22 protein-coding genes are annotated in these 25,535 nt (G+C 60.4%); 4 read left to right on the top strand and 18 right to left on the bottom strand.

Annotated features, from left to right (window positions below; genetic code table 11):
• Positions 1-64 precede the first annotated feature (64 nt).
• From CDO87_RS24335 to CDO87_RS24325, 3 genes are read left to right on the top strand one after another with little or no spacing between them, the layout of a single operon-like run.
• A complete protein-coding gene (locus tag CDO87_RS24335; RefSeq protein WP_071974357.1) occupies positions 65-1,324 on the top strand; it encodes a CaiB/BaiF CoA-transferase family protein in 1,260 nt (419 codons plus the stop codon).
• On the top strand, positions 1,321-2,196 hold the full coding sequence (locus CDO87_RS24330) for a GntR family transcriptional regulator (protein WP_027264381.1): 876 nt from the start codon (positions 1,321-1,323) through the stop codon (positions 2,194-2,196). Before CDO87_RS24335 ends, CDO87_RS24330 begins: the two co-directional genes overlap by 4 nt.
• A 4-nt stretch (positions 2,197-2,200) precedes the next feature.
• Complete coding sequence (locus tag CDO87_RS24325; RefSeq protein WP_027264382.1) at positions 2,201-3,364, top strand: acyl-CoA dehydrogenase family protein; 1,164 nt, start codon at positions 2,201-2,203, stop codon at positions 3,362-3,364.
• Between the two features lie 84 nt (positions 3,365-3,448).
• Here CDO87_RS24325 and CDO87_RS24320 read toward each other — a convergent pair whose 3' ends face one another.
• Genes CDO87_RS24320 through CDO87_RS24310 form a run of 3 tightly spaced genes read right to left on the bottom strand, consistent with a single transcriptional unit; the run spans position 3,449 to position 6,675 of the window.
• Positions 3,449-4,615 carry an acyl-CoA dehydrogenase family protein gene (locus CDO87_RS24320; protein ID WP_036051588.1) on the bottom strand — a complete coding sequence of 389 codons (1,167 nt, stop codon included), beginning with the start codon at positions 4,613-4,615 and terminating at the stop codon, positions 3,449-3,451.
• 16 nt (positions 4,616-4,631) lie between these two features.
• On the bottom strand, positions 4,632-5,870 hold the full coding sequence (locus CDO87_RS24315; protein ID WP_027264384.1) for a thiolase family protein: 1,239 nt from the start codon (positions 5,868-5,870) through the stop codon (positions 4,632-4,634).
• A gap of 16 nt (positions 5,871-5,886) precedes the next feature.
• Positions 5,887-6,675, bottom strand: coding sequence for an enoyl-CoA hydratase/isomerase family protein (locus CDO87_RS24310; RefSeq protein WP_027264385.1), 789 nt, complete (start codon positions 6,673-6,675; stop codon positions 5,887-5,889).
• A 113-nt stretch (positions 6,676-6,788) separates the two neighbouring features.
• Here CDO87_RS24310 and CDO87_RS24305 point away from each other — a divergent pair, with 113 nt between their 5' ends.
• The gene (locus tag CDO87_RS24305) at positions 6,789-7,892 is read left to right on the top strand and encodes a CaiB/BaiF CoA-transferase family protein (protein WP_036051655.1); all 1,104 of its coding nucleotides are present in this window, start codon (positions 6,789-6,791) and stop codon (positions 7,890-7,892) included.
• A 25-nt stretch (positions 7,893-7,917) separates the two neighbouring features.
• Here the strand turns inward: CDO87_RS24305 and CDO87_RS24300 are convergent, their stop codons facing one another.
• From CDO87_RS24300 to CDO87_RS24230, 15 genes are all read right to left on the bottom strand, one after another.
• Positions 7,918-8,706 carry an SDR family NAD(P)-dependent oxidoreductase gene (locus CDO87_RS24300; protein ID WP_027264387.1) on the bottom strand — a complete coding sequence of 263 codons (789 nt, stop codon included), beginning with the start codon at positions 8,704-8,706 and terminating at the stop codon, positions 7,918-7,920.
• A 12-nt stretch (positions 8,707-8,718) separates the two neighbouring features.
• Positions 8,719-9,510 carry an ABC transporter ATP-binding protein gene (locus CDO87_RS24295; protein WP_027264388.1) on the bottom strand — a complete coding sequence of 264 codons (792 nt, stop codon included), beginning with the start codon at positions 9,508-9,510 and terminating at the stop codon, positions 8,719-8,721.
• Positions 9,511-9,571: 61 nt separating this feature from the next.
• Positions 9,572-10,810 (bottom strand): ABC transporter substrate-binding protein, encoded by a 1,239-nt coding sequence (locus CDO87_RS24290; RefSeq protein WP_027264389.1) that lies wholly within the window; start codon positions 10,808-10,810, stop codon positions 9,572-9,574.
• Positions 10,811-10,844: 34 nt separating this feature from the next.
• On the bottom strand, positions 10,845-11,897 hold the full coding sequence (locus CDO87_RS24285; RefSeq protein WP_027264390.1) for a branched-chain amino acid ABC transporter permease: 1,053 nt from the start codon (positions 11,895-11,897) through the stop codon (positions 10,845-10,847).
• Positions 11,898-11,900: 3 nt separating this feature from the next.
• Positions 11,901-12,785 carry a branched-chain amino acid ABC transporter permease gene (locus CDO87_RS24280; RefSeq protein ID WP_027264391.1) on the bottom strand — a complete coding sequence of 295 codons (885 nt, stop codon included), beginning with the start codon at positions 12,783-12,785 and terminating at the stop codon, positions 11,901-11,903.
• Between the two features lie 15 nt (positions 12,786-12,800).
• Positions 12,801-14,798, bottom strand: a complete 1,998-nt coding sequence (locus tag CDO87_RS24275; RefSeq protein WP_223228100.1) for an AMP-binding protein — start codon at positions 14,796-14,798, stop codon at positions 12,801-12,803.
• Between the two features lie 4 nt (positions 14,799-14,802).
• Entirely contained in the window at positions 14,803-15,582 is a 780-nt protein-coding gene (locus tag CDO87_RS24270; protein ID WP_028288584.1) for an ABC transporter ATP-binding protein, read from the bottom strand.
• 212 nt (positions 15,583-15,794) lie between these two features.
• Positions 15,795-16,634 (bottom strand): MaoC family dehydratase N-terminal domain-containing protein, encoded by an 840-nt coding sequence (locus tag CDO87_RS24265; protein WP_027264394.1) that lies wholly within the window; start codon positions 16,632-16,634, stop codon positions 15,795-15,797.
• 11 nt (positions 16,635-16,645) lie between these two features.
• Positions 16,646-17,809, bottom strand: coding sequence for an acyl-CoA dehydrogenase family protein (locus tag CDO87_RS24260; protein WP_100931409.1), 1,164 nt, complete (start codon positions 17,807-17,809; stop codon positions 16,646-16,648).
• 3 nt (positions 17,810-17,812) lie between these two features.
• Entirely contained in the window at positions 17,813-18,607 is a 795-nt protein-coding gene (locus CDO87_RS24255) for a citryl-CoA lyase (RefSeq protein WP_027264396.1), read from the bottom strand.
• The gene (locus CDO87_RS24250) at positions 18,607-19,521 is read right to left on the bottom strand and encodes an SDR family NAD(P)-dependent oxidoreductase (RefSeq protein ID WP_027264397.1); all 915 of its coding nucleotides are present in this window, start codon (positions 19,519-19,521) and stop codon (positions 18,607-18,609) included. The genes CDO87_RS24255 and CDO87_RS24250 overlap by 1 nt, the downstream gene beginning before the upstream one ends.
• A gap of 12 nt (positions 19,522-19,533) precedes the next feature.
• Positions 19,534-20,493 carry a hydroxymethylglutaryl-CoA lyase gene (locus CDO87_RS24245; protein ID WP_027264398.1) on the bottom strand — a complete coding sequence of 320 codons (960 nt, stop codon included), beginning with the start codon at positions 20,491-20,493 and terminating at the stop codon, positions 19,534-19,536.
• 4 nt (positions 20,494-20,497) lie between these two features.
• Positions 20,498-22,504, bottom strand: coding sequence for a biotin carboxylase N-terminal domain-containing protein (locus tag CDO87_RS24240; protein ID WP_100931408.1), 2,007 nt, complete (start codon positions 22,502-22,504; stop codon positions 20,498-20,500).
• Positions 22,505-22,514: 10 nt separating this feature from the next.
• Complete coding sequence (locus CDO87_RS24235) at positions 22,515-24,122, bottom strand: acyl-CoA carboxylase subunit beta (protein ID WP_088652161.1); 1,608 nt, start codon at positions 24,120-24,122, stop codon at positions 22,515-22,517.
• On the bottom strand, positions 24,119-25,510 hold the full coding sequence (locus CDO87_RS24230; RefSeq protein ID WP_100931424.1) for a phenylacetate--CoA ligase family protein: 1,392 nt from the start codon (positions 25,508-25,510) through the stop codon (positions 24,119-24,121). The genes CDO87_RS24235 and CDO87_RS24230 overlap by 4 nt, the downstream gene beginning before the upstream one ends.
• Positions 25,511-25,535: the final 25 nt, after the last annotated feature.

Here is a 25,535-nt window from a genome sequence, read left to right as displayed (position 1 = left end):
ACAGTCTTTTAGTCTTTTGTAGCGTGCGGTCGGTGCAGCCGATCCGGTGCCGGGGGGGGGAATCATGTTTCAAATGCTCGACGGGGTGCGCGTGGTAGAGCTGGGCCATATTCTCCTGGCCCCCTACGCCACCCAGTTCCTGGGCGATTTCGGCGCTGATGTGATCAAGGTCGAAGCGCCGGAAGGCGACTATTATCGGCGCCTCGGCGCCTCGCGCGTGCCGGGTATGACCGCTCAGTGGATGGCGGTGAACCGGAACAAACGCAGCATTGCGCTTGATCTCAAATCCCCCGAAGGGCGTGCGGCGCTGCTGGAGATGCTGAGTCAGGCGGACATCGTGGTTCACAATATGCGAGTGCCTGCGATCGAGCGGCTGGGTCTTGGATATGACGCCGTGCGGGAGGTCAATCCGCGCATCGTCTACTGCGCCGCGATCGGGTTCGGGCAGGACGGGCCCTATGCCGACTTGCCCGCCTTCGATGACCTGATTCAGGCCCGGTCGGGTCTGGCCGAGGCCAACGGGCGCAACGCAGGTGCCCCCGCCTTTGTGCCGATGGTGGCCGCCGACAAGATCACCGGGCTGGCGCTGGGTCAGGCGATGCTGGCCGGCCTGTTCCGGCAGCGCACCACCGGCGAAGGGTGCTACATCGAAACGCCGATGTTCGAAACGATGATATCGGTGATGTTGAGCCAGCATTTCAACGGGGCGGCCTTCCGGCCTCCGGAAGGCGGGTTCGGCTATGCGCGGGTCATGAGTCCATTCCGCAAACCAGCGCAAACCAGCGACGGTTTCATCGCGCACGGGATCTACAAATTCGATCAATGGCAGCGGTTTCTGCGTGCTGTGGGTCGCGACGACGTGGCCGACGGCCCCATGATGACCGACGCGGCGACCGCACAGCGGCATTTTCCCGAACTCTATGAACTTGTTGTAACGCATATCCTGCCGCAGCGGACCACCGCAGAGTGGCAGGCGCTGTTCGATGCCCTCGATATTCCCAATGCCCCAGTGATGGCGATGGAGGACCTGCCCGACGATCCGCATGTCCGCGCCGTTGGCCTGATAGAAGATTATGACCATCCCCAGCAGGGGCCGATGCGCCGGGTCCGAAGCCCTTATACGATGCGCGGCGTCGAGATGGGCCCCGATCTTCCGGCACCTGCCCTTGGCGCACAGGGCACGGCGATCCTGGAAGAGTTCGGCTTCTCACCGGAAAGGGTTGCTCAACTGATAAAGGCCGGTGTCGTTGTGCAACCCGAGCAGGACTCGTCGGTAAACGACGGTCTGACAGGAGCGGTGCCTCGGTCCGGCGACCAGCCTTGAGCGGCACCCGGACCACCGGCGTCGGCCACTGTCCCCGCCCGGAGGAAGGCTCGGCCAGGGAACTGCTTCGGCAGCGTGACGGCATCCCCTTGTATCTCAAGCTCGCAAGCCTATTTCGCGAAAAGATTCGCTGCGGCGATTGGCCCATACACAGCCAGTTGCCAACCCTTCCGGCCCTGCGCGACGAATACGGCCTGGCGCGCGAAACCGTCCGCCAGGCTCTTGGGGTTCTGCGCAATGAGGGCATGATCGACAGCACGCGCGGACTGGGCACCTTCGTGACTGCGGCGGCCGAGGAGAGCGAGCCACGTGCGCCCGCCTACGATCCGCTGACGCTCGGGGCACAGGTGCGTATAGATATATTGTCGCGTGCGCCCTGTAAGGAGCTTCCCGATCTTGGCCGCGACCTGACGGGGATGGAAACGCCGCTGGTTCATGTGCGCAAGCGCCATCACGCCGGGCAGCAGCCGTATTCGCTGGTCGATCTGTGGCTGCCGCAACGCTATTTCGAGATGCTGCCCGAGGGCGCTGACGAAACGCAGCTATATTCGCAACTGCTGCGCGACCACACCGGCATGACGGATCTGTCGGGCGACCAGATCATCACCATCGTTCGGGCCGACATCGCCACCGCGCACCTGTTGGGCATCACCCTCAGCGAGCCGGTGGCCCATGTGGTCTCGCGCTTGTTCGATCCCGAAGGCCGCCCGGTCATGGCTCACCTCGTGCAGATCCGCAGCGACGTCTTTTCCGCCGAGCGCCAGTTCGGCAATCTCGCCACAGGAGATCCCGGCTCCTGGCGCCCGCATATGGCGGAACCCGCCCCGCCCGAGCATTCGGGCGAACCACACCCACGTCAGAAGAAGGAGTGATCGCATGGATTTCGATCTCACCGAAGAGCAACGGGCCATCCGCGACGCGGTGGCCAGGATCTGCTCGCGTTTCGACGATGCCTACTGGCTGGAACGCGAACGAACCGGGACCTTCCCCGAAGATTTTGCGGCCGAGATCGCAAAGGGCGGTTTCTATGGCGTCACGATGGAAGAGCAGTATGGCGGATCGGGCCTGGGTATCACAGAGGCATCGCTGGTCATGCAGGAGATCGGGCGTTACGGCGCGGCGGCCAGTTCCGCGGTGCATATCAATATCTTTGGGCTGCAACCGGTGGTCGGCTTCGGCACCGACGAACAGAAGGCTCGAATGCTGCCGCCTCTGATCCGCGGAGAGCACCGCTCCTGCTTCGGCGTAACCGAACCGGACGCCGGCCTTGATACCACGCATATCTCGACCTTTGCGCGCCGACGCGAAGACGGTGGGTATGTGGTCAACGGGCGCAAGGTCTGGACCTCGACCGCACAGCGCGCAGATCACATCCTGCTGGTGACCCGGACCACGCCCATCGAGGACTGCGAGCGACCGACCGACGGCATGTCAGTGTTCTACACCGATTTCGACCGCAGCAAGATCGACGTGCATGAAATTGCCAAGATGGGCCGCAAGGCGGTCGACTCCAACGCTATCTTCATTGATGGGCTGGAGGTGCCCGAAGAGGACCGCATCGGCGCGGAAGGTGAGGGTTTCAAGGTCCTGCTCCACGGGCTGAATGCCGAGCGGATCATTGTCGCCGCGGCTGCGGTCGGGTTTGGGATGTACGTACTGGAAAAGGCGGCCGCCTATGCGCGCGAACGCGTCGTCTTCGACCGTCCAATCGGCCAGAACCAGGCGATCCAGCATCCGCTGGCCTCGGTGTGGATGCGCCTTCAGGCGGCGGAACTGATGACCTACAAAGCCGCCACGCTTTACGATCAGGGCAAGCCCTGCGGGCTGGAGGCCAATACCGCGCGCAACCTCGCCGGCTCGGCGGCCTACGAAGCGGCATTCCGCGCGGTGCGCACCCACGGCGGCTTTGGCTTCGCGCAGGAATACCACGTCGAGCGTTACTTTCGCGAAAGCGTACTGAACTTCATCGCGCCGGTCAGCGAGGAGTTGATCCTCTCCTACGTGGCCGAGAAGGCATTGGGGATGCCCAAGTCCTACTGACTCTTCGCCCGTATCGCGATCACTCCGGGTCGTGCCCACCCTCGACGCTGACGAGCGCCGACGGTGGGGCGGCCAAGGCCCTTTTCAGAACGCGTTAAGCCCGGTCAGGTTGCGCCCGATGACCAGTTTTTGGATTTCGGTGGTGCCATCGGGAATCGGCATGACCTTTGCATTGCGGAAGTGCCGTTCAACGGGGAACTCTTTGGTGATGCCGTTGCCGCCGTGGATCTGCACCGCTTTGCCGGCGATTTCGACGGCCATTTCGGTTGCATACCATTTCGCCATCGAGGTCTGGGTGTCACAGCGCACGCCCAGGTCCAGAAGTTGCAGCCCGCGCTGGCACAACAGGCGCGCGGCATCCAGGTGCGTGGCCATGTCGGCCAGGTAGCCTTGAATCAACTGGTGCCCGCCGATCGGCTTACCATGTTGTTGGCGATCCTGCGCATATTTGACGGCACATTCCAACGCCGCCTGCGCTATGCCAATGCTCGTCAGGCCGACAAACACGCGAGCGCTCTCAAACAGTTTCAATGTCTGGAACAGGCCGCCGCCTGCATTACCCAGAACATGGTCAGCGCTGGTTTCGGCACGGTCGAAAAACAATTCGCAGGTCGATGCACCGACAAGCCCCAGCTTGCGCAATTCGCGGCTCTCGTAGTTGCCGGTATCGCGGTCGACGATGACCATGGAAATACCGTCGTCCAGATTGCAGACAACGATGGCGAAATCCGACTGGGCCCCATTGGAAATCCAGAGCTTCTGGCCAGTGACGAAAATCTTATCGCCCTCGCGGTCCGCACGTGTCTTGACCTCGCGTACGTTCGAACCGACCTCTGGTTCGGAAATACAGGTGGCACAGATCCGTTCGCTGCGCAGGAGCGGCTTCAGATAGGCCTCTTTCTGCGCCACATTTCCCAAGAGGTTGACCGCGAACACGGCATGACCCTGAATCAGCACCGCGATTGCCAGATCGGCCCATATCCGGGCCAGTTCCTCGTATAGGATGCCATAGGTCATGCGGTCGATTCCGGCACCGCCGTCCTCTTCGGGGATCAGGCCGCTGATCAGCCCGAATTCCTCGACCTTGGCGAACAGGGACTTCAGGGTTTTCGCATCGGGGGGGTGGCCGAGGTTCTCGTATTTCTCGGCCAGCGGCGCGAACTCTGCCTCGGCCATCTTGCGGAAGTTTTCCAGCAACATGCGTTGCTCATCTGTATAGATTGCCTGAGCGGCGGCGATCACGTTTTCCATGGTTCGTCTCCTTGTTTCAACGGCCCAGAATGGTGACGCAGGCGGCCGCTTCTTCTACCCCGTGCAACCCCCCGCCGTTTTCGGCGATGGCGTTCTTTGCCCCTTCGACCTGACGCGCGCCAGCTTCGCCGCGTAGTTGCGTGACCAGTTCGAAAACCTGCCCTATCCCTGTGGCACCGACCGGGTGGCCCTTGGATTCCAACCCGCCCGAGGGGTTCACCGGAATGCGTCCACCGATCTTTGTCTCGCCGCGCAGACTGGCGGGACCGCCCTCGCCGAATTCGACAAATCCGAGGTTCTCGATCTGGATCACTTCGCCCACGGCCGTGGCGTCATGCACTTCGGCCACCGATATATCCTCGGGGCCGATCCCGGCCTGTTCATAGGCCTCAAGCGCGGCAAGCCGGGTCAGGTGGTTCTTGTAATCTTCCGGCGGACGATCGGTGCCCGAGCGCAGGATCGCGGCCTTGACCTTGATCGCGCGCGCGGGATCTAGGCCCAGACGTTTTATCCCCTCGCCGGTGCATAAAACGGCCGCAGCGGCCCCGTCCGAGATCGGGGCGCACATCGGCAGGGTCAGCGGATAGGTGATCGGCGGCGCGGCCAATACCCGATCGACGCTCATGGCTTCTCGGTATTGCGCCAGTGGATTATGCACGGAATGCGCATGGTTCTTGGCGGCGACGGCGGCGAACTGTTCCTGAGTTGTGCCAAAGGTCTTCATGTGCAGCCGGGCGAAGCCTGCGTAGACATCCATGAACACGCTGTAGGGCTTGGGCGATTTCGATCCTTCGGGTTCCTCGACCCCTGCACCCAGATCGGCCAGCCGTTGCGCGACCTCTTCGCTGTTGCTGACGTCCCAGCCGCTGTCGAAGGCCGAAAACATCAACGCACGGTCGTCAGAATACATCTTTTCGGCGCCCACGGCGAGACAGCAGTCGCCATTGCCGGCCTTGAGGAAATCGACTGCCAGTTTGAACCCGGTCGAGGCGCTGGCGCAGGCGTTTTCGACATTCACCACCGGAATGCCCTGAATGCCCATTTCACGCAGCGCGATTTCGCCGCGGATCATGTGCTGGCCCTCCATGTGGCCCTGCACCGCGTTCGAGAAGAATGCGCCGTCGATACGATCTGCCGTCACTCGGGCATCGGAAAGCGCGGCGGCGACGGCCTCGCCGGTCATGTCCTTGATGGTTTTGTCCCGGAACTTTCCGAACGGCGTCATCCCGATGCCAACGATGTAAATGTCCTGCATCGTTTGTCCTCCTGACCTAGTATCCGCGAAACTGCGGTTTTCGTTTTTCATTGAACGCCGACAGACCCTCGTGCATGTCCCAGGATCGCATGTGCGCGCGCAGGTTCAGCATCTCTTCGGAAAGCGCGGCGGTTTCGTCCACGTCCAGCGACCGATTGGAAACCGTCTTCATGCGGCGTAAGACCGCCGGGCTTTTTTCTGCCAGCCTGTCGGTAAAGGCCTGCACCGCTTGTCGCAGGTCTTCGTCCGCGACGACCTTGTTCACCAGTCCCCAGTCCATCATGTCCCGTGCCGAAACGTTCTCGCCCGAGAACAGCAGGTATTTCGCGCGGTTCAGGCCAATCCTACGCGGCAGGATCGCCGCACCGCCGGCCCCGGGAAAGACGCCAAAGTTGGAATGTGCGTCGCCCAGTTGCGCGCTTTCGGCGGCAAAGACCAGATCGCAGGCCATCACCATTTCCAAACCGCCCGCCATCGCCAGCCCGTTCACTGCGGCGATCACCGGTTTCGGGCCATGTCGCATAAGCCCAAACGTGTGATCGACAAGATCCAGAAGATCCGGCTCGCCTGGTGCATGTTTGGCGCCAGCAACTTCTTTCAGATCGGCACCGGCGCAGAATGCCCGGCCAGAGCCGGTCAGGACAATTGTACGCACCCCATCGTCGGCCAGCGCCGATTCCAGTGCTGCCGCCATCTCGCGCAGCATCTGCGTTGACATTGCGTTGAGCTGTTCGGTGCGCTGGAAGGTAATCCATTCAGTTTTTGCGACCCGCTCAACGAATAGCGTCTGCTTTGCCTCACTCATGCTAAGCTCCTGATAATTATACATATTATTGGTTTTTCGCCTTGTCTTTTGCGGCGATTTACGCTGCACTCGGGCGGACCCGCACGTGGAAAACAAAAGAACTGGAGATTGATATGAGCACTGCACCCCTGGCCGGCCTGAAAATCCTCAGCCTTGCCGAACAGTTTCCCGGTCCCTATGCCACAATGCTGTTGTCCGACATGGGAGCCGAGGTGATCATGATTGAACGCCCGGGCATCGGTGATCCGGCCCGGCAATTTCCGCCCTTGTTCCGGGCACTGAACCGAGGCAAGCGCAGCGTTGCGTTGGATCTGAAATCGGCCGAGGGGCTGGCACGGTTTCGCGAACTGGCCAAGGAATCGGATGTCATCGTCGAAGGGTTCCGCCCTGGCAAGCTTGCGGCCTTGGGTGCCGGTTTCGAGGACATGCGTAGTGTCAACTCGCGGCTGGTTTATGTATCGATTTCGGGTTACGGGCAGGACGGCCCCTATCGTGACAGGGCTGGCCATGACCTGAGCTATGAAGGGGTTGGCGGTTTGCTGGCCGATCAGGCCGATGCAAAGCAGCCCGGCCCTGTGCCGCCGATCCCCCTTGCGGATGTTGGCGCGGCGTTGTTCGCGGCGATCGCAATCCTGTCGGCGGTGGTGTCGAGCCAGCGCACAGGGCAGGGGCGTTACGTGGACGTGTCCATGTCGGATGCGGTGGTTTCGATGTTGACCGCATTCCTCGTTCCCGCCGCCAATGGAACACCGCTGGGCGAATTTATCGCCGAGCCGGGCTATGGCGTGTTCACCTGCAAAGACGGCAAGCTCTTGACCTTGTCCATCGCGCATGAGGACTGGTTCTGGAAACCGTTCTGCGATGTGATCGACAGGGCGGATCTTGCGCCGTTGACAGGCCGCGACCGTGTCGCCCGCAAGGCCGCGCTGCGCGAAGAAATCGCGGCGATTCTGGTTGGCAAGACGCGCGCCGAATGGGGCGACCTTCTGGATAAGGCGGGGGTGCCATGGGGTCCGGTCAATTCCCTGGTCGAAACGTTGGACGACCCCCATGTGCGTGCGCGCCAGCTGCTGCGCAAGATTACGCATGACGGCGGCAAGGCCGAGACTTTTATTGTCCAGCCGTTGAAATTTGATGGCTTCGAAACCGCAACACCGAATCTGCCCCCTGAACTCGGGGCAGATAATGACAGCGTTTTTTCGGACGACGCCACCTAGAGGCGGCGGTTGGTCGATGTCTACTCTAGCAGGCAAACGAATACCCACCATTCACTGGATAGGTCTGTCCGGTGATCCAGCTGGCAGCATCCGAGCAGAGGAACAGGATCATTCCGGCGGGGTCTTCCGGCTCGCCCAGACGGCGGATCACGTATTGCGACAATGCCCGCTTCTCGGTCTCTGCATCCGGGATCAGGTCGGCGACAGCCGGAGTTCTTGTGCCCCCCAAGGCGACGCAATTCGCGGTGATCCCGAACCGGCCGCCGGCCTTTGCAATTGCCCGCATGAAGCCGGCCGCACCGGCCTTGGCCCCGGAATAAACCGCCAGATGCGGTTCACCGACACGGCCGGCGTCGGAAATGACGGTCACAATGCGCCCATAGCCACTGTTAACCATCAACGGCATGGCGTGACGGGTGCAGTTCAGCACCCCATCGAAATTGGTGGCCATCCAGCGGCGCCATTCATCGGGATCGGATTCCCAAAAAGGGACCAGATCGTCGAGCCGCGATGTCGGCCCGGCGTTGCCCGCATTGTTGACCAGAATATCCACGCCGCCAAATGTGGTCTGCGTTTCGGCAAACGCCGCGCCAACCGCGTCGAAATCCGAGACGTCGAAGGCGAGCGGCAGAGCCTTTGCACCCGCTGCCTCCACTTCCGCGGCAACGCTTTCGGCCCGTTCGGCGTGAAAATCGTTGACAACGATGGCACCGGCTCCGTGTTCCGCCAGATAAAGCGCGACTTGCCGACCAACGCCTTGCCCCGCTCCGGTTACAAATGCGGTACGACCTTTGATGGAAAGCAGGTTACTCATCTTCGCTCCTTTCTATCCCAGCCATCTCTTCCGGCGGCGATAGTGTTTGATATCTCGATAGCTTTTGCGCTCGCCCGATGCGGTTACGCCGAGATAGAATTCCTTGATGTCCTCGTTGTCAGCGAGCTTGTCGGCAGGGCCGTCCATCACGATCCGGCCGTTCTCCATCACATAGGCATAGTCGGCGATCGATAGCGCCGCGGCGCTGTTTTGTTCGACCAGGAAGAAGGTCGTGCCTTCTGACTTGAGCTGCTTGAGCACTTCATAAACATCCCGGACCATCATCGGGGCCAATCCCAACGACGGTTCGTCGATCGCGATGATCTTGGGGCTGGCCATCATGGCCCGGCCGATCAGCAGCAGTTGTTGTTCGCCACCAGACATGAAGCCAGAGGTGCGGTTGCGCAGGTCCGCAAGCCGGGGCATCAAGGTGTAAACATGGTCCAGGCGCTTTTTCAGCTCGGCGGAGTTGGGCACCATGTGCCCGCCGACGATCAGGTTTTGCTCTGACGTCAGATGCCGCAAAACGCGCCGCCCTTCCATCACATGGATGAGACCGTTCTTCACGACTTCCGAGGCTTCCATGTTCTGAATGGGAGTTCCGTCCAGAACGATGGACCCCGCCGAAACGGTTCCATCCTCGGATTTGAGCGTTCCCGAGATGGCTTTAAGCGTCGTGCTTTTTCCTGCGCCATTGCCACCGAGCAGAGCAACACATTGTCCCGCACGGACTGTCATGGACACGCCTTTGAGCGCCAGGATGACGTCGGAATATGTCACCTCTACGTTGTTGAGTTCCAGCATGGTCATATTGCCCGGGGCTAAGGATCAGAACGGGCGCCGCGACTGCGGCGCCCGGATTAATTCACCATTTCTCAACTTGCGGAACGTCGACACCCGTTGCCGCGATGGTGATTTTCCCATCTTTGACGGTGCCCACATTCACTTTGAGGCCTTCCAATGGGAACGGTGCTTCTGGCGTAAAGGACAAGGTCGGCAGGAACCCATGGGTTTCTTCGGTGGTGATCGGTTTGGCAAAAAGCGCCTCACGTACCATCTCTCCGGTCAGGCCCTCGGCGCCGTTCGCCTCGATCGCGTGATCGATCACGGTCACGGTATAGAGACCCTGAGATACGCCCATTGCGGTCACGACGTTCCAAGGTGCTTCGAGTCCGTAATCGGCAACCAATGTCTCGTAGAATTGTCGCGCGGGAGTGTCCTCATCGGCCGCAATCACCATGCCGTAGGCTTCAAAGTCCCCCTCCATTTGCTCAAGCCCGCCAAGCGCGCTACCCGAGGCTGGAAGCCCGTTATGCGAACTCATCATGATCGGGATGTTCGCCCCGTTGGCCTGCAGCCCACGTTTCGCGGCAACCACGATAGAGGTGTTCGTTTGGATTACCAGCACCTCGGCCCCGGCTCGTACAACGCGGCGCATTTGCCCCGTCAGATCGGTGGGTTGAACTTCGGTATAGATGACCTCGACGAGGTCGATCTCCTCGGGGTGCTCTTCGGCATAGAGTTCAATGCCCTTTGCCATGTCGACATAGGCAGGCGATGCTTCTGAGGCGAGGATCGCAACCTTGAGCGGTTCGTCTCCGCCGCGCTGTTCACGCATCCAGTTCAGAAAGCCGACACTTTCGTGCGAATAGGTCGGGCGTGGGTTGAAAATCCAGGCATCCGGTTGCCAGGCAAAACCGTAGGCCGCTGTGGCCATGAACATCGGGATTTTGTCTTCCGGCAGGCGTTCGGAAAGGGCCGCGACGTCGGGCCCGCCGAGGCCGACAACCGCAATCGGGTCCAGTTCCGATTTGATCCCGGGCCAGAGACTTGCCACCTGTGCCGCGTCATAGCGGGTTTCGTAGTTTTTGTAGTTCAGCGTGACGCCAAGTTCCTTGCCGCGGGTTTCATTCCACCAGGTGAACACAGCCTCACGTCCGCCGGCCAGAATGGGCATGATGTCAGCATAAGGGCCGGAAAAGTCCGACAGCAGGGCCAGATTATAGGTCTCTTCGGCCTGCGCCTTCAAAGGCATGGTCGCCGCGGCCGCCAAGGCAGCCGCAGCCAGAAAGCCGCGAAGACCTCGATTCGATTGGTAAGTCATATTCTTCCTCCCAGGTTTAGAGCCGCTCTATTTCTCAGTAAGGAAACGGCCAGATACGGTATGACGACTTCAGGATGTTCCAGCGGTGCATCAGCCCCTTGGGTTCGAGGATCATAAACAATGCGATCACGCCGCCAAGAACGACATTCATGCCAGCGAACACGATGTCACCGCCAAGGAATGATACCGAGTCGGCGATATTGGGGCCGACCGTCGCGATAATTTCCTGGATGATGCGGATAATGAAGACGCCGATCAGGGCCCCCACGATTGAACCCATCCCGCCGACGATGATCATCGCGACGAAGAAGATCGAGTGAAACAGGGTGAACTGGTCTACCCCCACGAAGCGGATCAGATAGGCCCAAAGCGCCCCGCCGACGCCCGCATAGAAAGCGCCGATCAGGAAGGCATTTGCCTTTGTGGCCGCGACATTGATCCCCATTATACCCGCGGCCACGTCATCATCCCTGACCGCCACGAAGGCACGGCCGAAGCGTGACCGAACGATCCCGAACGCGCCCGCCACCATGATCGCGGTGACCGCGAAATTCAGATAGAACTGCGAAGATTCGCTGACAAATCGCAGCCCGAAAAGCTCGGCCGGGGGCACGGTGATACCGTTCGATCCACCCAGCCAGGTAGACGGCAGGTTCAATACGGCAAAGTGGAACAGGAACTGAGCTGCAATCGTGGTCAGTGCCAGATAGAACCCCTTGATCCGCGCCGCGGTCAAGCCAAAGAGAAAGCCGAACAGCGCAGCCGAGAGCCCGGCCAGAGGAATGGTCAGCAGAAACGTAAGGCCGGTCTTCGAGGCCAGTATCGAGGCCGTATAGGCCCCGACCCCCATGAAAGCCGCCTGACCCAGGTTGATCTGGCCCGCATAGCCGGTGCAGATCTGAAGCCCGACGGCGATGACGGCGCTGATCATCATCATATTCAGGATAGCGATGATACGGCTGCTCACCAGGTAAGGCGCCAACAGCAGTAGAGCCATGAATACGACGAGGGCCAGAAACTGCCAGCGCGTTCGGATCAAACGTCTGTCACTGCGATAGCTTGTCGGGAATACGCCGGAAGGGTCCATGGATTACACCCGTTCAATTGTGCGCCAGCCGAACAGGCCGGTCGGTCGGATCAGCAGAATGGCAAGCATGATGATATAGGGGACAACGCTGCCCAGTGACCCTCCGATCAGCGGGTCAAGATAGTTGGTTGTCAGGCTCTGGACGATGCCGATAATCACGCCCGCAAGGATCAGCCCGCCGATGGATTCCAGCCCGGCAAACAGCGCCACCGGCAGGGCCGCGAACCCGATATCCGAGGCCAGGAAGGTCAGCGATTTGCCGCTGAGAAAGATCATCGCACCAATTGTGGACAGGATTGCCCCGAGAACCCAGGCAAAGGCAATCGAGCCTTTCACCGAAATGCCCATCGAGGAGGCCACGACGTGGTCTTCCGCCACGGCGGTCATCCGCAGGCCGGACCGGGTCCGGTTGAAGAACCACGACAGGCCGACGGCGGCGACAATGGTGATGATCCCGCCTATCAGGAGGTTCATCGGGATCAACATGTCGCCGAGGAACAAGGGTTTCAGCGGGAAAATGATCGGGAAGGGCCGCACGGCGGGACCGAACACAAGCAGCACCAGACCGCGCAGCAGGATCAGAAGACCGACGGTGACCATGACCATCGAGAAAACCGATTCACCGATCAGCTTTGTCAGGAAAATCCGTTCGATTGCGTACCCGACCAGCCCGGCCAGAACCAGCGAAAGGGGTATCGACAACCAAAGGCTAAGCCCCGCTTGCATCGTTGTGAACCAGACGATGAACCCGCCGATGATCACAAGCTCGCCCTGCGCGAAGTTGAACACCTTGCTGGCGCGATAAATCACAACAAAGCCCATGGCCACCAGCGAATACAGAAGGCCGATCAAAGCCCCGGTAATGATGTCATTGATGAAATAGACCATTGTCGCCGACCTCCTTTAAGATTTGGACTGCCGCTTGGCAGCCTTCGATGCGTTTTCAACATCCGACACGCGAACCGTGGTCTTGAGAACGCCTTGACGACCGTCCTGATAGGTCACAGCGATTTCGAGATCTGTCTCGTCATCGCCAGCATAGATCGCCTCGACGAGCTTGGCATACCGTTCCTCCAGAAAGGCCCGGCGAAGCTTTCGGCTGCGGGTCAACTCGCCTTCATCCGGGTCGAGTTCCTTGGGAAAATTCGCAAAACGTGCCACGCGCGAGCCTTCGGGCAGGAGCGCATTGATGCGCGCCACTTCGCCTTTGATAAGGTCCAGAACTTCGGGTTTCTGCGACAGATCGGTGTAGGTCGAAAAGCTGATCTTGTTCTCTTCCGCCCAACGCCCGAGAACTTCCATATCGATATTGATAAGCGCGCTGACGAAATTCCGGCGTTCGTCGCCCAATGTCATGAGGTCCTTGATGAAGGGGCTATACCGCAACCGCGTTTCGATGAACTGCGGCGGATAGCTGTGACCGTTTGCCAGGCGGCGCATGTCCTTGACACGGTCAAAGAACAATAGCTCGCCGTCGTCGGTCATCGAGACCGCATCACCGGTCTTGTACCAACCGTCTTCGGTCAGCACCTCTGCGGTCTTTTCGGGCTTGCCGTGATAGCCGCCGAAGCCCGATCCGCCACGCACCTGAAGCTCCCCTTCGTCCGAGACCCTGTATTCCAGCGGTTCGCCGTAGTTCGTGTTGCTTTGCATCCAGCTGCCGCTGGTTTCCAGCTGATAGCTTTCGCCGACATGCGCGGTCAGAAGGCCGATTTCGGTCGCGCCATACACGTTGCGCAGCTTAACCCCCATCGCGTGGAACATACGAAAGACGTCAGGTGCCATCAGGGCGCCGCCGCTCATTGCGTTTTTGGCCTTACCAAGGCCAAGATTGTCGCGCAGGTGATGCAGCACCAGAGCTTCGGCAAAGGGAAGCTGCAGGCGTGCGGCAAGGCTGGGGCTACGCCCTTCCAGCCGCTCGACGTAAACGTTGCGGCCAACCTTCATGCCCCAATTGTACATCGCATTGCGGAACTTGCCCGCGCCCAGCATCCGGGCCTGAACGATGGAGGCGAGGTTTTCCCACTGGCGCGGACTGAACACCAGTGCATCAACCGCCAGTTCGCGAATGTTGGTCAGTACGTCTTCAGGGCCTTCGGGAAAATTGACGACCATGGGCGCGATCAAACCGATCGACAGGCCGAAAATCTGTTCCGTGACCCAGGCAGGCGAAATGTAGGTCAGGTATTCGGTGCCCGGCGCGATTTCGATTGCCCCCATCACCCGCGAGCAATTGTCGAACAGGTAGCGATGGCTGATGACAACGCCCTTGGGTTTTCCCGTGGTCCCCGAAGTATAGGACAGCAAGGCGGTATCGTCCGCCCGTCCACGTTTTACGTGTTCTTCAAATCTGGCGGGTTCCTTGGCGTGGATCTGACGCCCTGCCGCGCTCACACTTTCAAACGAATGCAACAGGGGATGATCATAGCCCCACAGACCGGAATCGTCCCAGTAAACGACCGCCAGGGCGCCCGAGTACTTGCCCGCAATCTCGATGCATTTATCGACCTGCTCCTGATCCTGCGCCAGAAAAACCCGCGTTTGCGAGTCTTCGGCCAGATACAGAATCTCTTCAGCGTTTTGATCCGGATAGACAGACAGGACTTTGCCGCCTAACGACTGGACGGCGTATTCAGCCCAGAAATGTTCGGGTTCGTTTTCGCCAATCATCATGACGGATTCGCCAGCCGACAAGCCCAGGTTCTCCAACCCGAGAGCCAGGGCGCGAACCCTGTCAAGAACATCGGCCCAGGTGAATTCACGCCAGATGCCCAGGCGCTTGTGCCGTTCGGCGAGGTTGGTCGGTGTGGATGTCGCTCGCGCGAGCAAAACCTGCGGCAGGGTTTCGCTATGTGTCACTGCTGGGTCCGAAAAGACCATTGCTGTCCGTTGTTTGACCATGCCGCTACCCCAGATATGCCTTTATGACAGCCGGGTCCTTCTGGATTTCTTCCGGGGTGCCTTCGGCGATGACCCGCCCGAAATCCAGCACCACGATCCGGTCGGCAAGGTCCATCACGACGCCCATGTCGTGCTCCACCAGAACTACCGGAATCTTGCGCGCCTCGCGCACATCGAGAATGAAGCGCGCCAGGTCTTCTTTTTCCTCCGAGTTCATGCCGGCCATCGGTTCATCCATCAGCAGGATCGACGGTTCCTGCGCCAATGCACGGCCCAGATCGACACGCTTGCGCAACCCATACCCCAACGTGCCCACGGGCCGGTTGCGGATTGCCTCGATCTCGAGAAAATCGATGATCTCCTCTGCGGCTTCACGATGTTCCGATTCCTCGCGCATCACGGGACCGAACTGGAAAAAGGCCTGGACTACATTCGATTTCATCAGCATGTGGCGGCCGATCATAATGTTTTCCACCACCGTCTGCCCGGCAAAAAGATGGGTGCCCTGAAACGTCCGCGCCAGACCGCGCCGGGCGATCTGGTCAACACGCAGGCCGGTCACGTCCTGCCCGGACAATTCGACACGGCCCTTCTGCGGACGGTAGAAGCCCGCAGTCACGTTCAGAAGTGATGTTTTTCCGGCACCATTCGGACCGATAATTGCAAGCAATTCATCGTCGGCCACGGAGATGCTCACATCGTCGAGCGCGGTCACACCGCCAAATTTCAAAGTTGCGCCACGCACCGCAAGCGGTGACGATACGTGCCCGTTATTCGTGGTCATGTTACAACCCGTGCTTTTCCCCAACACCTCATGGAGGCACGCATAGCCTGACCGCACGGTTTTCCGTTGGTTACGAGTTTTCCTCGCATCGTTCCTCCTCCCACCTCTTAATTCAGAGGTTTGCCTGGTCTATTTTACCAAGTCTCTCCGCGCAGCCTAACAGATGTTAGAAAAATTGGTCAACAACTGAATCCGCTACCAAAGGAAACCGATCAGACAGCCGCGTACTCTGCGGAAAAGCTTCGAAGACCGTTTTGATCCTGACACCAGACTGTCCCGGAGGTGCCGGTCTCTTCATTGTGCAGTTGCAATTCGCAGGGCAGGGTGAGTGGCGCGAGGCCGCGGAACGAAAACCGGTGGGGCGATGTTTTCAACGCATCCGCCGCCAGATTCAGAAGCAGCGTGGCCTGCAATGGGCCATGCACAACAAGCCCGGAATAGGCTTCGGTTTCGGTGGCGTAGACGTAATCATAGTGAATGCGATGGGCATTGAACGTCAGCGCCGAATAGCGAAACAGAAGAACAGGATCCGGTGTCAGCGTCGATCTAAGCGTGGTGGGGTCACCCGCGTCAGCTGCGCTCTCGCCCGTGCGGGGGGTGGAAATCTCACGATAAACGATCGTTTGCTGCTCCCGGATACAAAGCCGGTTGCCACTCAGATACTCATGTTCGACGGTCACAAACACCAATGGTCCACTACGGCCCTGCTTGGCCACAATATCCCTGATCGAAGAGCGCCGGGTGATGGTTTCGCCGATTTTCAGCGGCGCGATATGTTTAACATCGCCGCCGGCCCACATCCGGGCGGGCAGCGGGACAGGGGGTAGGAATCCACCCCTTGCGGCATGGCCGTCTTCTGACAGGGCGGTCGCTGGCACGGTATCAAGGGAAATGCACCAATGAATTCCCAGCGGGACATCGCCTGATCCGTCCCAAAGATGCGGACCGAGCGTGGCGCGGAATTTGTCGATCAGCCCCTCCGTCAGAACGTCTTCTTTAGTCTCGGTGCGTCCCAGCCAGGGCGCCAGCGCGTCAAGGTCGATCTCACCCATAATCCTGGCCTTCAGAACGATCTTGGCATGCCGAGGATATGTTCTCCGACATATGACAGGATCAGGTTGGTCGAGATCGGGGCGACCTGATAGAGGCGCGCCTCGCGGAACTTGCGCTCGACATCGTATTCCCGTGCGAAACCGAAGCCGCCATGGGTCTGGATGCAGGCATTGGCCGCTTCCCAGCTGGCCTCCGAAGCCAGCAGCTTGGCCATATTCGCCTGTGCTCCGCAATCCAGCCCAGCATCGAACCGCCTGCAGGCTTCAAAGCGCATCAGATTGGCGGCCTCGATGTTCACATAGGACCTGGCGATAGGGAATTGCACGCCCTGGTTCTGGCCGATGGGGCGGTCAAAGACCATGCGGTCGCCGGCATAGGTGCGGGCCTTGTCGACGAACCAGTATCCATCACCGATACATTCCGCCGCAATCAGGGTACGTTCGGCGATCAGCCCGTCAAGAATATGGTAAAATCCGCGCCCCTCGGTCCCGATCAGGTTCTCGGCGGGGATTTCCAGGTTGTCGAAAAACACTTCATTGGTTTCGTGGCCGGGCATATTGGCGATGGGGCGGACCTCCATGCCGTTGCCGATCGCCTCTTTCAGATCGACCATGAAGATCGACAGGCCCTGCGATTTCTTCTTGACCTCGGCCAGCGGCGTGGTGCGTGCCAGCAGGATCATCAGGTCGGAATGCTGGATACGGCTGATCCAGACCTTCTGGCCATTGATCTCATACCGGTCGCCCTTTTTCACCGCCGTGGTCTTCAGTTTGGTGGTGTCGGTGCCGGTGGTCGGTTCGGTCACGGCCATGGATTGCAGGCGCAATTCGCCGCTGGCGATGCCGGGCAGATATTTCTGTTTCTGCTCCTCCGAACCATGCCGCAGCAGCGTGCCCATATTGTACATCTGCCCGTGGCAATGGCCCGCGTTGCCGCCGCAGCGGTTCACCTCCTCCATGATGATCGAGGCTTCCGTCAGGCCCAGACCCGAGCCGCCGTATTCTTCTGGGATCATCGCGGCGAGCCAGCCCTCGCGGGTCAGCGCATCGACGAATTCCTCGGGGTAGGTTTCATCCTCGCCGAACTTGCGATGATATTCTGGCGGAAACTGCGCGCAAAGTGCGCGCAAGGCGTCGCGCAGATCGGTGTGAGTGTCTGGGGCTGACGTCTGCATCGGTTACTTCGCTCCTGAACCCGACGTTTCAAGAATTTCCTGCTCGGCACGCTGCCAAAGCTCATAGGAAATCGGGTTTTCGCTCTCTTCGAGGATATGACCGACCAGACCGATGGCGCGTGCCATGACGCCAAAGCCCCGCACGATCTTCCAGGGGAAGCCAAATTCACAGCAGATTGCTCCGATCGCCCCGGTGGCGTTAATCGGCAGCATCTTACCCGATTTTTCTTCGGCAACGGCCTGAATTTTCTGGATCAACTCGATGTATTCACCGGACTTGCCGTTCTCGGCAGCGATCTGGAACAGGCGAGGTGTGCGCGGATCGACCGGCTTGTGCACCGGATGTCCGAGCCCCGGCACGATCATCTTGCGGGCGCGGAATTTTTCCACCGTCTCGACGGCCAGCGCATCCAGATCGACACCGGTGCCCAACTTGTCCTGTGGCAGTGCCTCGTAAAGCATTTTCGAGGCACCTTCCATAGAACCGACAAAGACGGTGCCCAGCCCACACAAGCCAGCCGCCACAGCCGCCTGAAGCGATTCCGGCGCCCCCATATAGGTCATCCGCGCCGCCAGGGCCGATGGCGTGATGCCATGTTCGACAAGGGTGATGATGATGGCGTTGAAGACGCGGCTTTCCTCGAGCGTGGCCTTGCGGCCCGTCAATTGCAGAAAGGCCAGATCGCCCAGGTTCATGTGGCCGAGGATTTCGTTCGGCAAGTCGAGCCCGCGCACGCAGATCTTGTCGGGGGTGCTCCAGGCAATGTCGGAGCTGATTTTTTCTTTGCGTTTTCCCATTAGACCGGATCCCACGAAAAGACATCCGCCGAAACTTCGAGCGGTGTGAATTGCGATTTGAGCGCGGGAATGGCGCGCTCGGCGATTTCATCGGCGGTCCAGCCGTCACCGGAGTGGACGGACCGGAGCGGGCGGGGCTGGTTGAACAGGAATATCTCGTTCATCCGCACTGCAAAGATTTGCCCCGACACATCCGCCGCGCGGTCGCTCATCAGGTAACAGGCCATCGGCGCGACCTTGGCGGGGGTCATCTTCTTGACCTTCTCGACCCGCGCCTTCTGTTCCTCCGTGTCGGTCTTGATCGACGATATCATCCGGCTCCAGGCGAAGGGCGCGATGCAGTTTGACCGCACGTTCCAGCGTTTCAGGTCGAGCGCTACCGATTTCGAGAAGGCCGCGATGCCCAGCTTTGCCGCCGAATAATTCGCCTGCGCCAGATTGCCGATCAGCCCCGAGGTCGAGGTCATGTGCACGAGCGCGCCGCTTTCCTGTTCGCGGAAATAGTCGGCGGCCGCGCGGCTGGTATTGAAGGCACCATAAAGATGGACCTTCACCACCGCGTCGAAATCCTCATAGGTCATCTTGTGGAAGTAACCGTCGCGCAGAATGCCGGCGTTGTTTACCACCGCGTCGATGCGACCGAATTCCTTGACCCCGGCTTCGATCATCGCGCGCGCGGCATCGGGATCGGTGACAGAGCCGCCATCGGCAATGGCATCGCCCCCAGCGGCCCTGATCTCTTCGACGACTTTCTGCGCCGCAGTTTCTGTCTGACCGGTGCCTTTCAGGGATGCGCCCAGATCATTGACCACCACGGCGGCGCCTTCGGTAGCTGCCATCAAGGCGATATCACGCCCGATCCCACCGCCGGCCCCGGTGACCAGAACGACCTTTCCGTCAAGTGCTTTTGTCATCTTCTTGCTCCCTCAGCGTGACTTGCGGTATTTGTCCAACCCGCCGGTGTGCATGACCCGGCCCATGAGCGGCACACCGATGATCTCTTCTGCTTTGACCGCCGCTGCGATCAGCTTGTCCAGATCAATGCCGGTTTCGATGCCGAGCTCGTGACACAGGAACACTGCATCCTCGGTGCAGACATTTCCTGCGGCGCGCGCGTGGCCGTGGCCCGCGAAAGGACAGCCGCCAAGACCGGCGACGGAGCTTTCGAACATGTCCACGCCCATCGACAGGGCCGCATAAACGTTGGCGATCCCCAGCCCACGTGTGTCATGGATGTGCATACCGATGCGCGCCTCGGGCGCCAATTCGCGCAGGGCGCCGATCATCCGTTTGACCGCCTCGGGGTTTCCCCAACCCATGGTGTCGGCGACCACGAGGATCGGCACGGGGATGTTCTCTTCTTCGCATAGCTGAAGGATAAAGCGGAAATCGTCCAAGATGCGTTCTTGGGGGATGGGGCCCTCGAGGTTGCAGCCGAAAGCGGTCATCACATAGGCCGCGTCGACGGTATATCCCTCTTCCTTGTAAAGACGGACCCAGTCACGTTGTTTTTCCCGCATCTCGGCCGAGGAACAATTGTTGTTCGATTGGGCGAATGCTTCGGAAGGATAGAACAGCAGACGCGGGTCGATATCGACCTCATGCGCGGTCAGGGCCTTGCGAAACCCTTTGTCGTTCAGCCACAGCGATGTGTAGTTCACGCCCGGTTTGCGCTTGATACGCTGGAACAACTCGCCGGTGTCCGCCATCTGAGGAACGTATTTCGGGCTGACAAAGCTGCCGACCTGAATGCGTTTCAAGCCGGTTTCGCTGAGCATGTCGATCAGTTCGATCCGCTCTTCGATCGGGTAAATCTTCTTTTCGATCTGAAAACCCTCACGCGGGCCTTCTTCACGAAATTCTACGAATTTGGGAAAGTCGCTCATTTCATCACTCCTCGGATGGCAGGATCTCGGCGATGACCTGGCCGCGATCGACCATGTCCCCATTCGAGACGGATATATTGCTGGCGATCCCGGCCGCGGCCGCCCGGATCGAGATTTCGAGTTTCATGGATTCCATGACCGCGACCACGTCGCCTTCGGCCACGCTCTGACCGTCGGAGACCTTGATTTCGACAATCATGCCGGTCAGCGGAGAGGTCACGGCGCGATCCGCCGCGGCATCGCCGCCGGCAAAGGCAAGGGGCGCGGCGGGCCGAAAGACCAGGCGGCCTTCGGGCGTATCCAGTTCGATCACGCCCGCGTGCAGGCGCGCGTCGATCAGATGGACGGTGTCGCCTTCGCCGACACGCCAACGGCCCGGGGTCAGTTCACGTGCCGACAGTATCAGCGCCTCGCCTTTCTCCGAACGGATGGTGTACTTGGCACCCGGTTTGACAGGACTGACGCGCAGTTCTTCGGATACCTCGTCAGAATCGGTAAGCGTCACGCGCTGCCCCGCTTCAATCGCATCGCCGCCCAGTCCAAGCCGCCAGCCGGTAAAGGCATCACGGTTGGTCCAGGGATTGGCGTCTGTGTCGCTGCGCGACTGGGTCACGAAGAGAATGGCAGCGGTCGCCTTCCACAGATCTGGGCGGGTCAGGCCGGGTGCCTGTGTCAGCTCATCCAGCCTGCCGTCGATCCAGCGGGTATGCACCTGCATCCGTTCGAATTCATGGTTTCGCGCCAGCGCCGTCAGAAAGGCGCGATTGGTTTCGACACCTTCGACCGCGACATGATCAAGCGCCGTGGCTAGACGTGCCAATGCGGTTTCCCGGTCGGGCGCGTGCACGATCAGCTTGGCGATCATCGGGTCGTAGTAGGGCGTGACGGCATCGCCTTCTTCGACGCCGCTGTCGATGCGCAGGCCCGATGGCAGGCTGAGCGTGGAGAGCGTGCCCGTCGACGGGGCGAATTGCATCGCCGGATCTTCGGCGTAAAGCCGCGCCTCGACCGCGTGGCCGTTGATCGTCAGATCGTCCTGCACCAGTCCAAGGCCCGCGCCTTCGGCAATCCGCAGGTGAAGCGCGACAAGGTCCAGCCCGGTGATCGCTTCGGTGACGGGATGTTCCACCTGAATGCGCGGGTTCACCTCAAGGAAGAAATACTCGCCACCCGCGACCAGAAATTCGACCGTGCCCAGCCCGCGATAGTCCAGCGTTTCGCCCAAGCGCACCGCGTCGCGTGCGATGTCGTCCAGAAGCGTTCGGGGCAGACCCCAGGCCGGGGCTTCCTCGATGACCTTCTGGTGGCGGCGCTGAAGCGTGCAATCGCGTTCGAACAGATGCACCACATGGCCCTTGCCGTCACCTGCGATCTGCACTTCAACATGGCGCGCCTCGGGCAGGAAACGCTCCAACAGCAGCCCTTCGGAGCCGAAGGTGGATTTTGCTTCGCGCAGCGCGCCTTCGATGTCCTCGACCAGCGTGGTCTCGTCAGTGACGAGCCGTTGTCCGCGCCCACCACCGCCGCCGACCGCCTTGAGCAGCACCGGCAGGCCCATTTGGCGCACCTCCTCGGCAATCTGCTCGGGATCGGACCGCGCACCTTCGGCGCCCGAAATCACCGGGACGCTGGCCGCCACGGCGGCCTCTTTGGCGCTGGCCTTGTCGCCGAAACGTTCAAGCGTTTCCGGCGTCGGCCCCATGAAGATCATGCCGGCGGCTTCGACCGAACGAGCAAAATCGGGGTTTTCGGCCAGAAAGCCATAACCGGGATGGATCGCATCCGCGCCCACCGATTGCGCGGCGGCAATCACCGCGTCGATCTTCAGGTAACTTTCGGAGGCCGGTCCGCCGCCGATACAGACAGATTTGCCGATCTCGCGGACATGCAGGGCATTGGCGTCGGCCTGCGAATGTATGCCGACAGGTGTGATACCGCTGGCCCGCGCAGTGCGCGCGATCCGGCAGGCAATTTCGCCGCGGTTGGCGATCAGAAGCGTTTTGATTTTCACGGTTCGCTCCTCACATCCTGAACACGCCGAAGTTGGTCTCGACCTTGGGTCTGCGCGATGTCACATCTAGCATCAGCGCCATGACGTCACGGGTCTCACAGGGCTCGATCACGCTGTCGATCCAAAGGTTGGAAGCAAAATTATAGGCTCCCTGAAAATCTTCGTATTCCTCGCGGATCGGTGCCTTGAAGGCCTCCTCCTCCTCGGCGGTCCAGTTTCTGCCTTCGCGTTCGTTGATCTGCGCGCGGACCTGAGCTAGCACGCTGGCGGCCTGTTCCGGCCCCATGATCGCCGACCGTCCCGTCGGCCAGGCGAACATTGCGTCCGGCTGGAACGGGCGGCCCAGCATCGCCAGGTATCCGGCCCCGTAAGAGCCACCGGTGATGATTGTGAATTTCGGCACCCGGGCCGAAGACATGGCCGTGATCATCTTCGCACCGGCTTTTGCGATGCCCATCTGCTCGACCTCGCGCCCGACCATGAAGCCGTTCACATCGGCCAGGAACAGCAGCGGAATATCACGCTGCACGCAGAGATTGATGAAATGCGTGGCCTTCAGCGCGGCTTCGACGAAAAGCACACCTGTATTGGCGAGAATACCGACCTCGTGGCCGTGGATGCGACCCCAGCCGGTCATGATCGTGTCGCCATAAAGCGGTTTGAATTCGTGAAAATCGCTCTCATCGACCAACCGAGCCACGATTTCGCGGTTGTCGGTCGGTACCTTGGGGTCGCGGCTGATGAGTCCATAAATCTCTTCGACCGGGTAGGCGGGCGCACGGGGCGCTTCGGGCGTCTTGCGGGGTTGGGGTTTTTCGCCAAGATGGCTGACAATTTCGCGCGTGATGGCCAGAGCATGGGCGTCATCTTCAGCCAAATGGTCGGTCACGCCGGAGACGGACGAATGCATCTTGCCGCCACCCAGTTCTTCGGCTTCGACCTTTTCGCCGGTTGCGGCAAAGGTCAATTCCGGTCCGCCCAGATACATAAAGCCCTGACCGCGCACGATCACCACTTCGTCACAGAGCGCGGGGATATAGGCACCACCCGCAGTGCAGGGCCCCATGACCACGGCGATTTGCGGCACACCATCGCCGGACATGCCAACCTGTTGGTGAAAGATGGACCCGAACTGGCCTTCGTCGGGAAAGATGTTTTCCTGATCCGGCAGGAAGGCGCCGCCGGAGTCCACGAGGGTGATAACGGGCAGACGGTTCTTCCATGCGATCTTCTGCGCCCGCACATGTTTGCGCGATGTCATGCCGAAATAGGTGCCGCCCTTTACCGTGGCATCATTGGCGATGATCATGCATTGACGGCCCTCGATCACACCGATCCCGGTGATGATGCCCGCGCCCGGCGGCACGCCATTGTATTTGTTCAACCCGGCAAGTTCTCCGAGTTCCAGAAATGGTGTGCCCGGGTCGATCAGGCGTTCAATCCGTTCCCGCGGCAGGATCTTGCCCTTCTCCACATGCCGGTCGCGCGCCTTTTTGGGGCCGCCGACACGTTGCAGCAGCCGCAGCGCGTGCAGATCGGAGAGTTTTTCACGGTAGTGTGCGTCATTTGCCCGAAAGTCGTCGGACCCGGTATCAAGCAGGGATTTCATTTTGGTCATGGCAGGTTCGGATATTCCCTGAGAACAAAGGCGACCTTGGCGGCGCCGGGTTTTTCGAAAGTGTCAGCCGCCACCAGGTGAACGTCGGCCTTGAAGACAAGCGCGTCGCGCAGGCGTTGCTCGATCTTCTTCTTGAGGGCGGCGTCATCGGCCGGATCACGACCGGGGCCGCGTTCGACAATCACCGTCAGCGCGCCCTGCGTGGTGTGGCCCTCGAAATCAGCGACGATCCGCATGACGCCATTGGTGTCTGGCACCATCTCGGTGATTACGCTGTTGATGGCGGACGGGAATACATTGGCCCCGCGCACGATCAGCATGTCGTCGGTGCGACCGGTGCAGCGGATCTTGGGGCCGGTGCGCCCGCAGGCGCATTCGGTGTCGATGACCTCGATATAGTCGCCTGACCGGAACCGCACGAGCGGGCTCGCCTGGCGGCCGATCGCGGTATAGATCATCTCGCCCTCGGCGCCCTTTTCCCAGGGAATGATCCTGCCGCTATCGGGATCGAGCAATTCGGTGATGATATAGTCCATGTTGACCATATGCATTCCCGACTGTTCGTCGCACTCGGCCCAGTAAGTCACGCCCAGATCGGTTCCGCCCAGCATTTCGGTGCATTTCGCCCCCCAAGCCGCTTCGATCTTGGCGCGGATAGCAGGGATGCCGCCGCCGGGTTCGCCACCGACGATGACCTGTTCCACGCCCAACTCACTAGCCTTGCAGCCCAGCACTTCGGGCGCTTTTTCGGCCAGGTGCAGAACGAAATTCGGAGCACCAACGATGCAGCGCGGGCGCGTATCCGCGCAGGCACGCAGCAGCCGTTCGGCACCGCCATCCGCCCCCACCGGCACATCGATCGCGCCCATATACTGCAACCCCTGCATCACGGGGATGCCGCCGACAAAGCCCTTGGCCAGCGAAAACGCGTGCAACACCATGTCGCCGGGGCGCATGCCATTGGCAAAGAAGCAGCGCGCTGTCATCTCGTGCCACATCTCGGCGTCGGATTCTGTCAGGGCCACATATGAGGGGCTGCCGGTCGTGCCCGACGAGGCCTGCATCTGGATGATGTCCGACATGGGCGCGGCACGGTGCTTGCCAAAGGGCGGCTCGGCAGCGAGGCTTTCGCGGATCTCGGTCTTGTAGGTATAGGGCAGTTTTTGCAGGTCTGCGATGGTGCGGATATCGTCGAAGTCCACACCGGCCTCGGCGAACTTTTCCTGATAGAAGGTCGAGTTCGCCTTGAGATACGCCATCTGATCGCGCAGCCGCTCTTCCTGAATACGGCGCACCTCGTCGAGCGGTGTGCCCTCGATCGTGTGCCAGAAGCGATCATTTACCTTGTCGGCGGCATCCTGCCGCCTGAAGCGCATTCCAAATTGCATGTCGTTCTCCATGTCGGGCAGAGCG

This window comes from Sagittula sp. P11, from assembly GCF_002814095.1.
In the GTDB taxonomy this organism is placed as follows: domain Bacteria; phylum Pseudomonadota; class Alphaproteobacteria; order Rhodobacterales; family Rhodobacteraceae; genus Sagittula.
This window is presented reverse-complemented; position numbering and strand designations above follow the sequence as displayed.

What these genes read in the sequence shown, in the direction of transcription:
- CDO87_RS24335 (WP_071974357.1), top strand. Translation starts at nt 65, where the DNA reads ATGTTTCAAATGCTCGACGGGGTGCGCGTGGTAGAGCTGGGCCATATT.
- CDO87_RS24325 (WP_027264382.1), top strand. Translation starts at nt 2,201, where the DNA reads ATGGATTTCGATCTCACCGAAGAGCAACGGGCCATCCGCGACGCGGTG.
- CDO87_RS24320 (WP_036051588.1), bottom strand. Translation starts at nt 4,615, where the DNA reads ATGGAAAACGTGATCGCCGCCGCTCAGGCAATCTATACAGATGAGCAA.
- CDO87_RS24315 (WP_027264384.1), bottom strand. Translation starts at nt 5,870, where the DNA reads ATGCAGGACATTTACATCGTTGGCATCGGGATGACGCCGTTCGGAAAG.
- CDO87_RS24310 (WP_027264385.1), bottom strand. Translation starts at nt 6,675, where the DNA reads ATGAGTGAGGCAAAGCAGACGCTATTCGTTGAGCGGGTCGCAAAAACT.
- CDO87_RS24305 (WP_036051655.1), top strand. Translation starts at nt 6,789, where the DNA reads ATGAGCACTGCACCCCTGGCCGGCCTGAAAATCCTCAGCCTTGCCGAA.
- CDO87_RS24300 (WP_027264387.1), bottom strand. Translation starts at nt 8,706, where the DNA reads ATGAGTAACCTGCTTTCCATCAAAGGTCGTACCGCATTTGTAACCGGA.
- CDO87_RS24295 (WP_027264388.1), bottom strand. Translation starts at nt 9,510, where the DNA reads ATGCTGGAACTCAACAACGTAGAGGTGACATATTCCGACGTCATCCTG.
- CDO87_RS24290 (WP_027264389.1), bottom strand. Translation starts at nt 10,810, where the DNA reads ATGACTTACCAATCGAATCGAGGTCTTCGCGGCTTTCTGGCTGCGGCT.
- CDO87_RS24285 (WP_027264390.1), bottom strand. Translation starts at nt 11,897, where the DNA reads ATGGACCCTTCCGGCGTATTCCCGACAAGCTATCGCAGTGACAGACGT.
- CDO87_RS24280 (WP_027264391.1), bottom strand. Translation starts at nt 12,785, where the DNA reads ATGGTCTATTTCATCAATGACATCATTACCGGGGCTTTGATCGGCCTT.
- CDO87_RS24275 (WP_223228100.1), bottom strand. Translation starts at nt 14,798, where the DNA reads ATGGTCAAACAACGGACAGCAATGGTCTTTTCGGACCCAGCAGTGACA.
- CDO87_RS24270 (WP_028288584.1), bottom strand. Translation starts at nt 15,582, where the DNA reads ATGACCACGAATAACGGGCACGTATCGTCACCGCTTGCGGTGCGTGGC.
- CDO87_RS24265 (WP_027264394.1), bottom strand. Translation starts at nt 16,634, where the DNA reads ATGGGTGAGATCGACCTTGACGCGCTGGCGCCCTGGCTGGGACGCACC.
- CDO87_RS24260 (WP_100931409.1), bottom strand. Translation starts at nt 17,809, where the DNA reads ATGCAGACGTCAGCCCCAGACACTCACACCGATCTGCGCGACGCCTTG.
- CDO87_RS24255 (WP_027264396.1), bottom strand. Translation starts at nt 18,607, where the DNA reads ATGGGAAAACGCAAAGAAAAAATCAGCTCCGACATTGCCTGGAGCACC.
- CDO87_RS24250 (WP_027264397.1), bottom strand. Translation starts at nt 19,521, where the DNA reads ATGACAAAAGCACTTGACGGAAAGGTCGTTCTGGTCACCGGGGCCGGC.
- CDO87_RS24245 (WP_027264398.1), bottom strand. Translation starts at nt 20,493, where the DNA reads ATGAGCGACTTTCCCAAATTCGTAGAATTTCGTGAAGAAGGCCCGCGT.
- CDO87_RS24235 (WP_088652161.1), bottom strand. Translation starts at nt 24,122, where the DNA reads ATGACCAAAATGAAATCCCTGCTTGATACCGGGTCCGACGACTTTCGG.
- CDO87_RS24230 (WP_100931424.1), bottom strand. Translation starts at nt 25,510, where the DNA reads ATGCAATTTGGAATGCGCTTCAGGCGGCAGGATGCCGCCGACAAGGTA.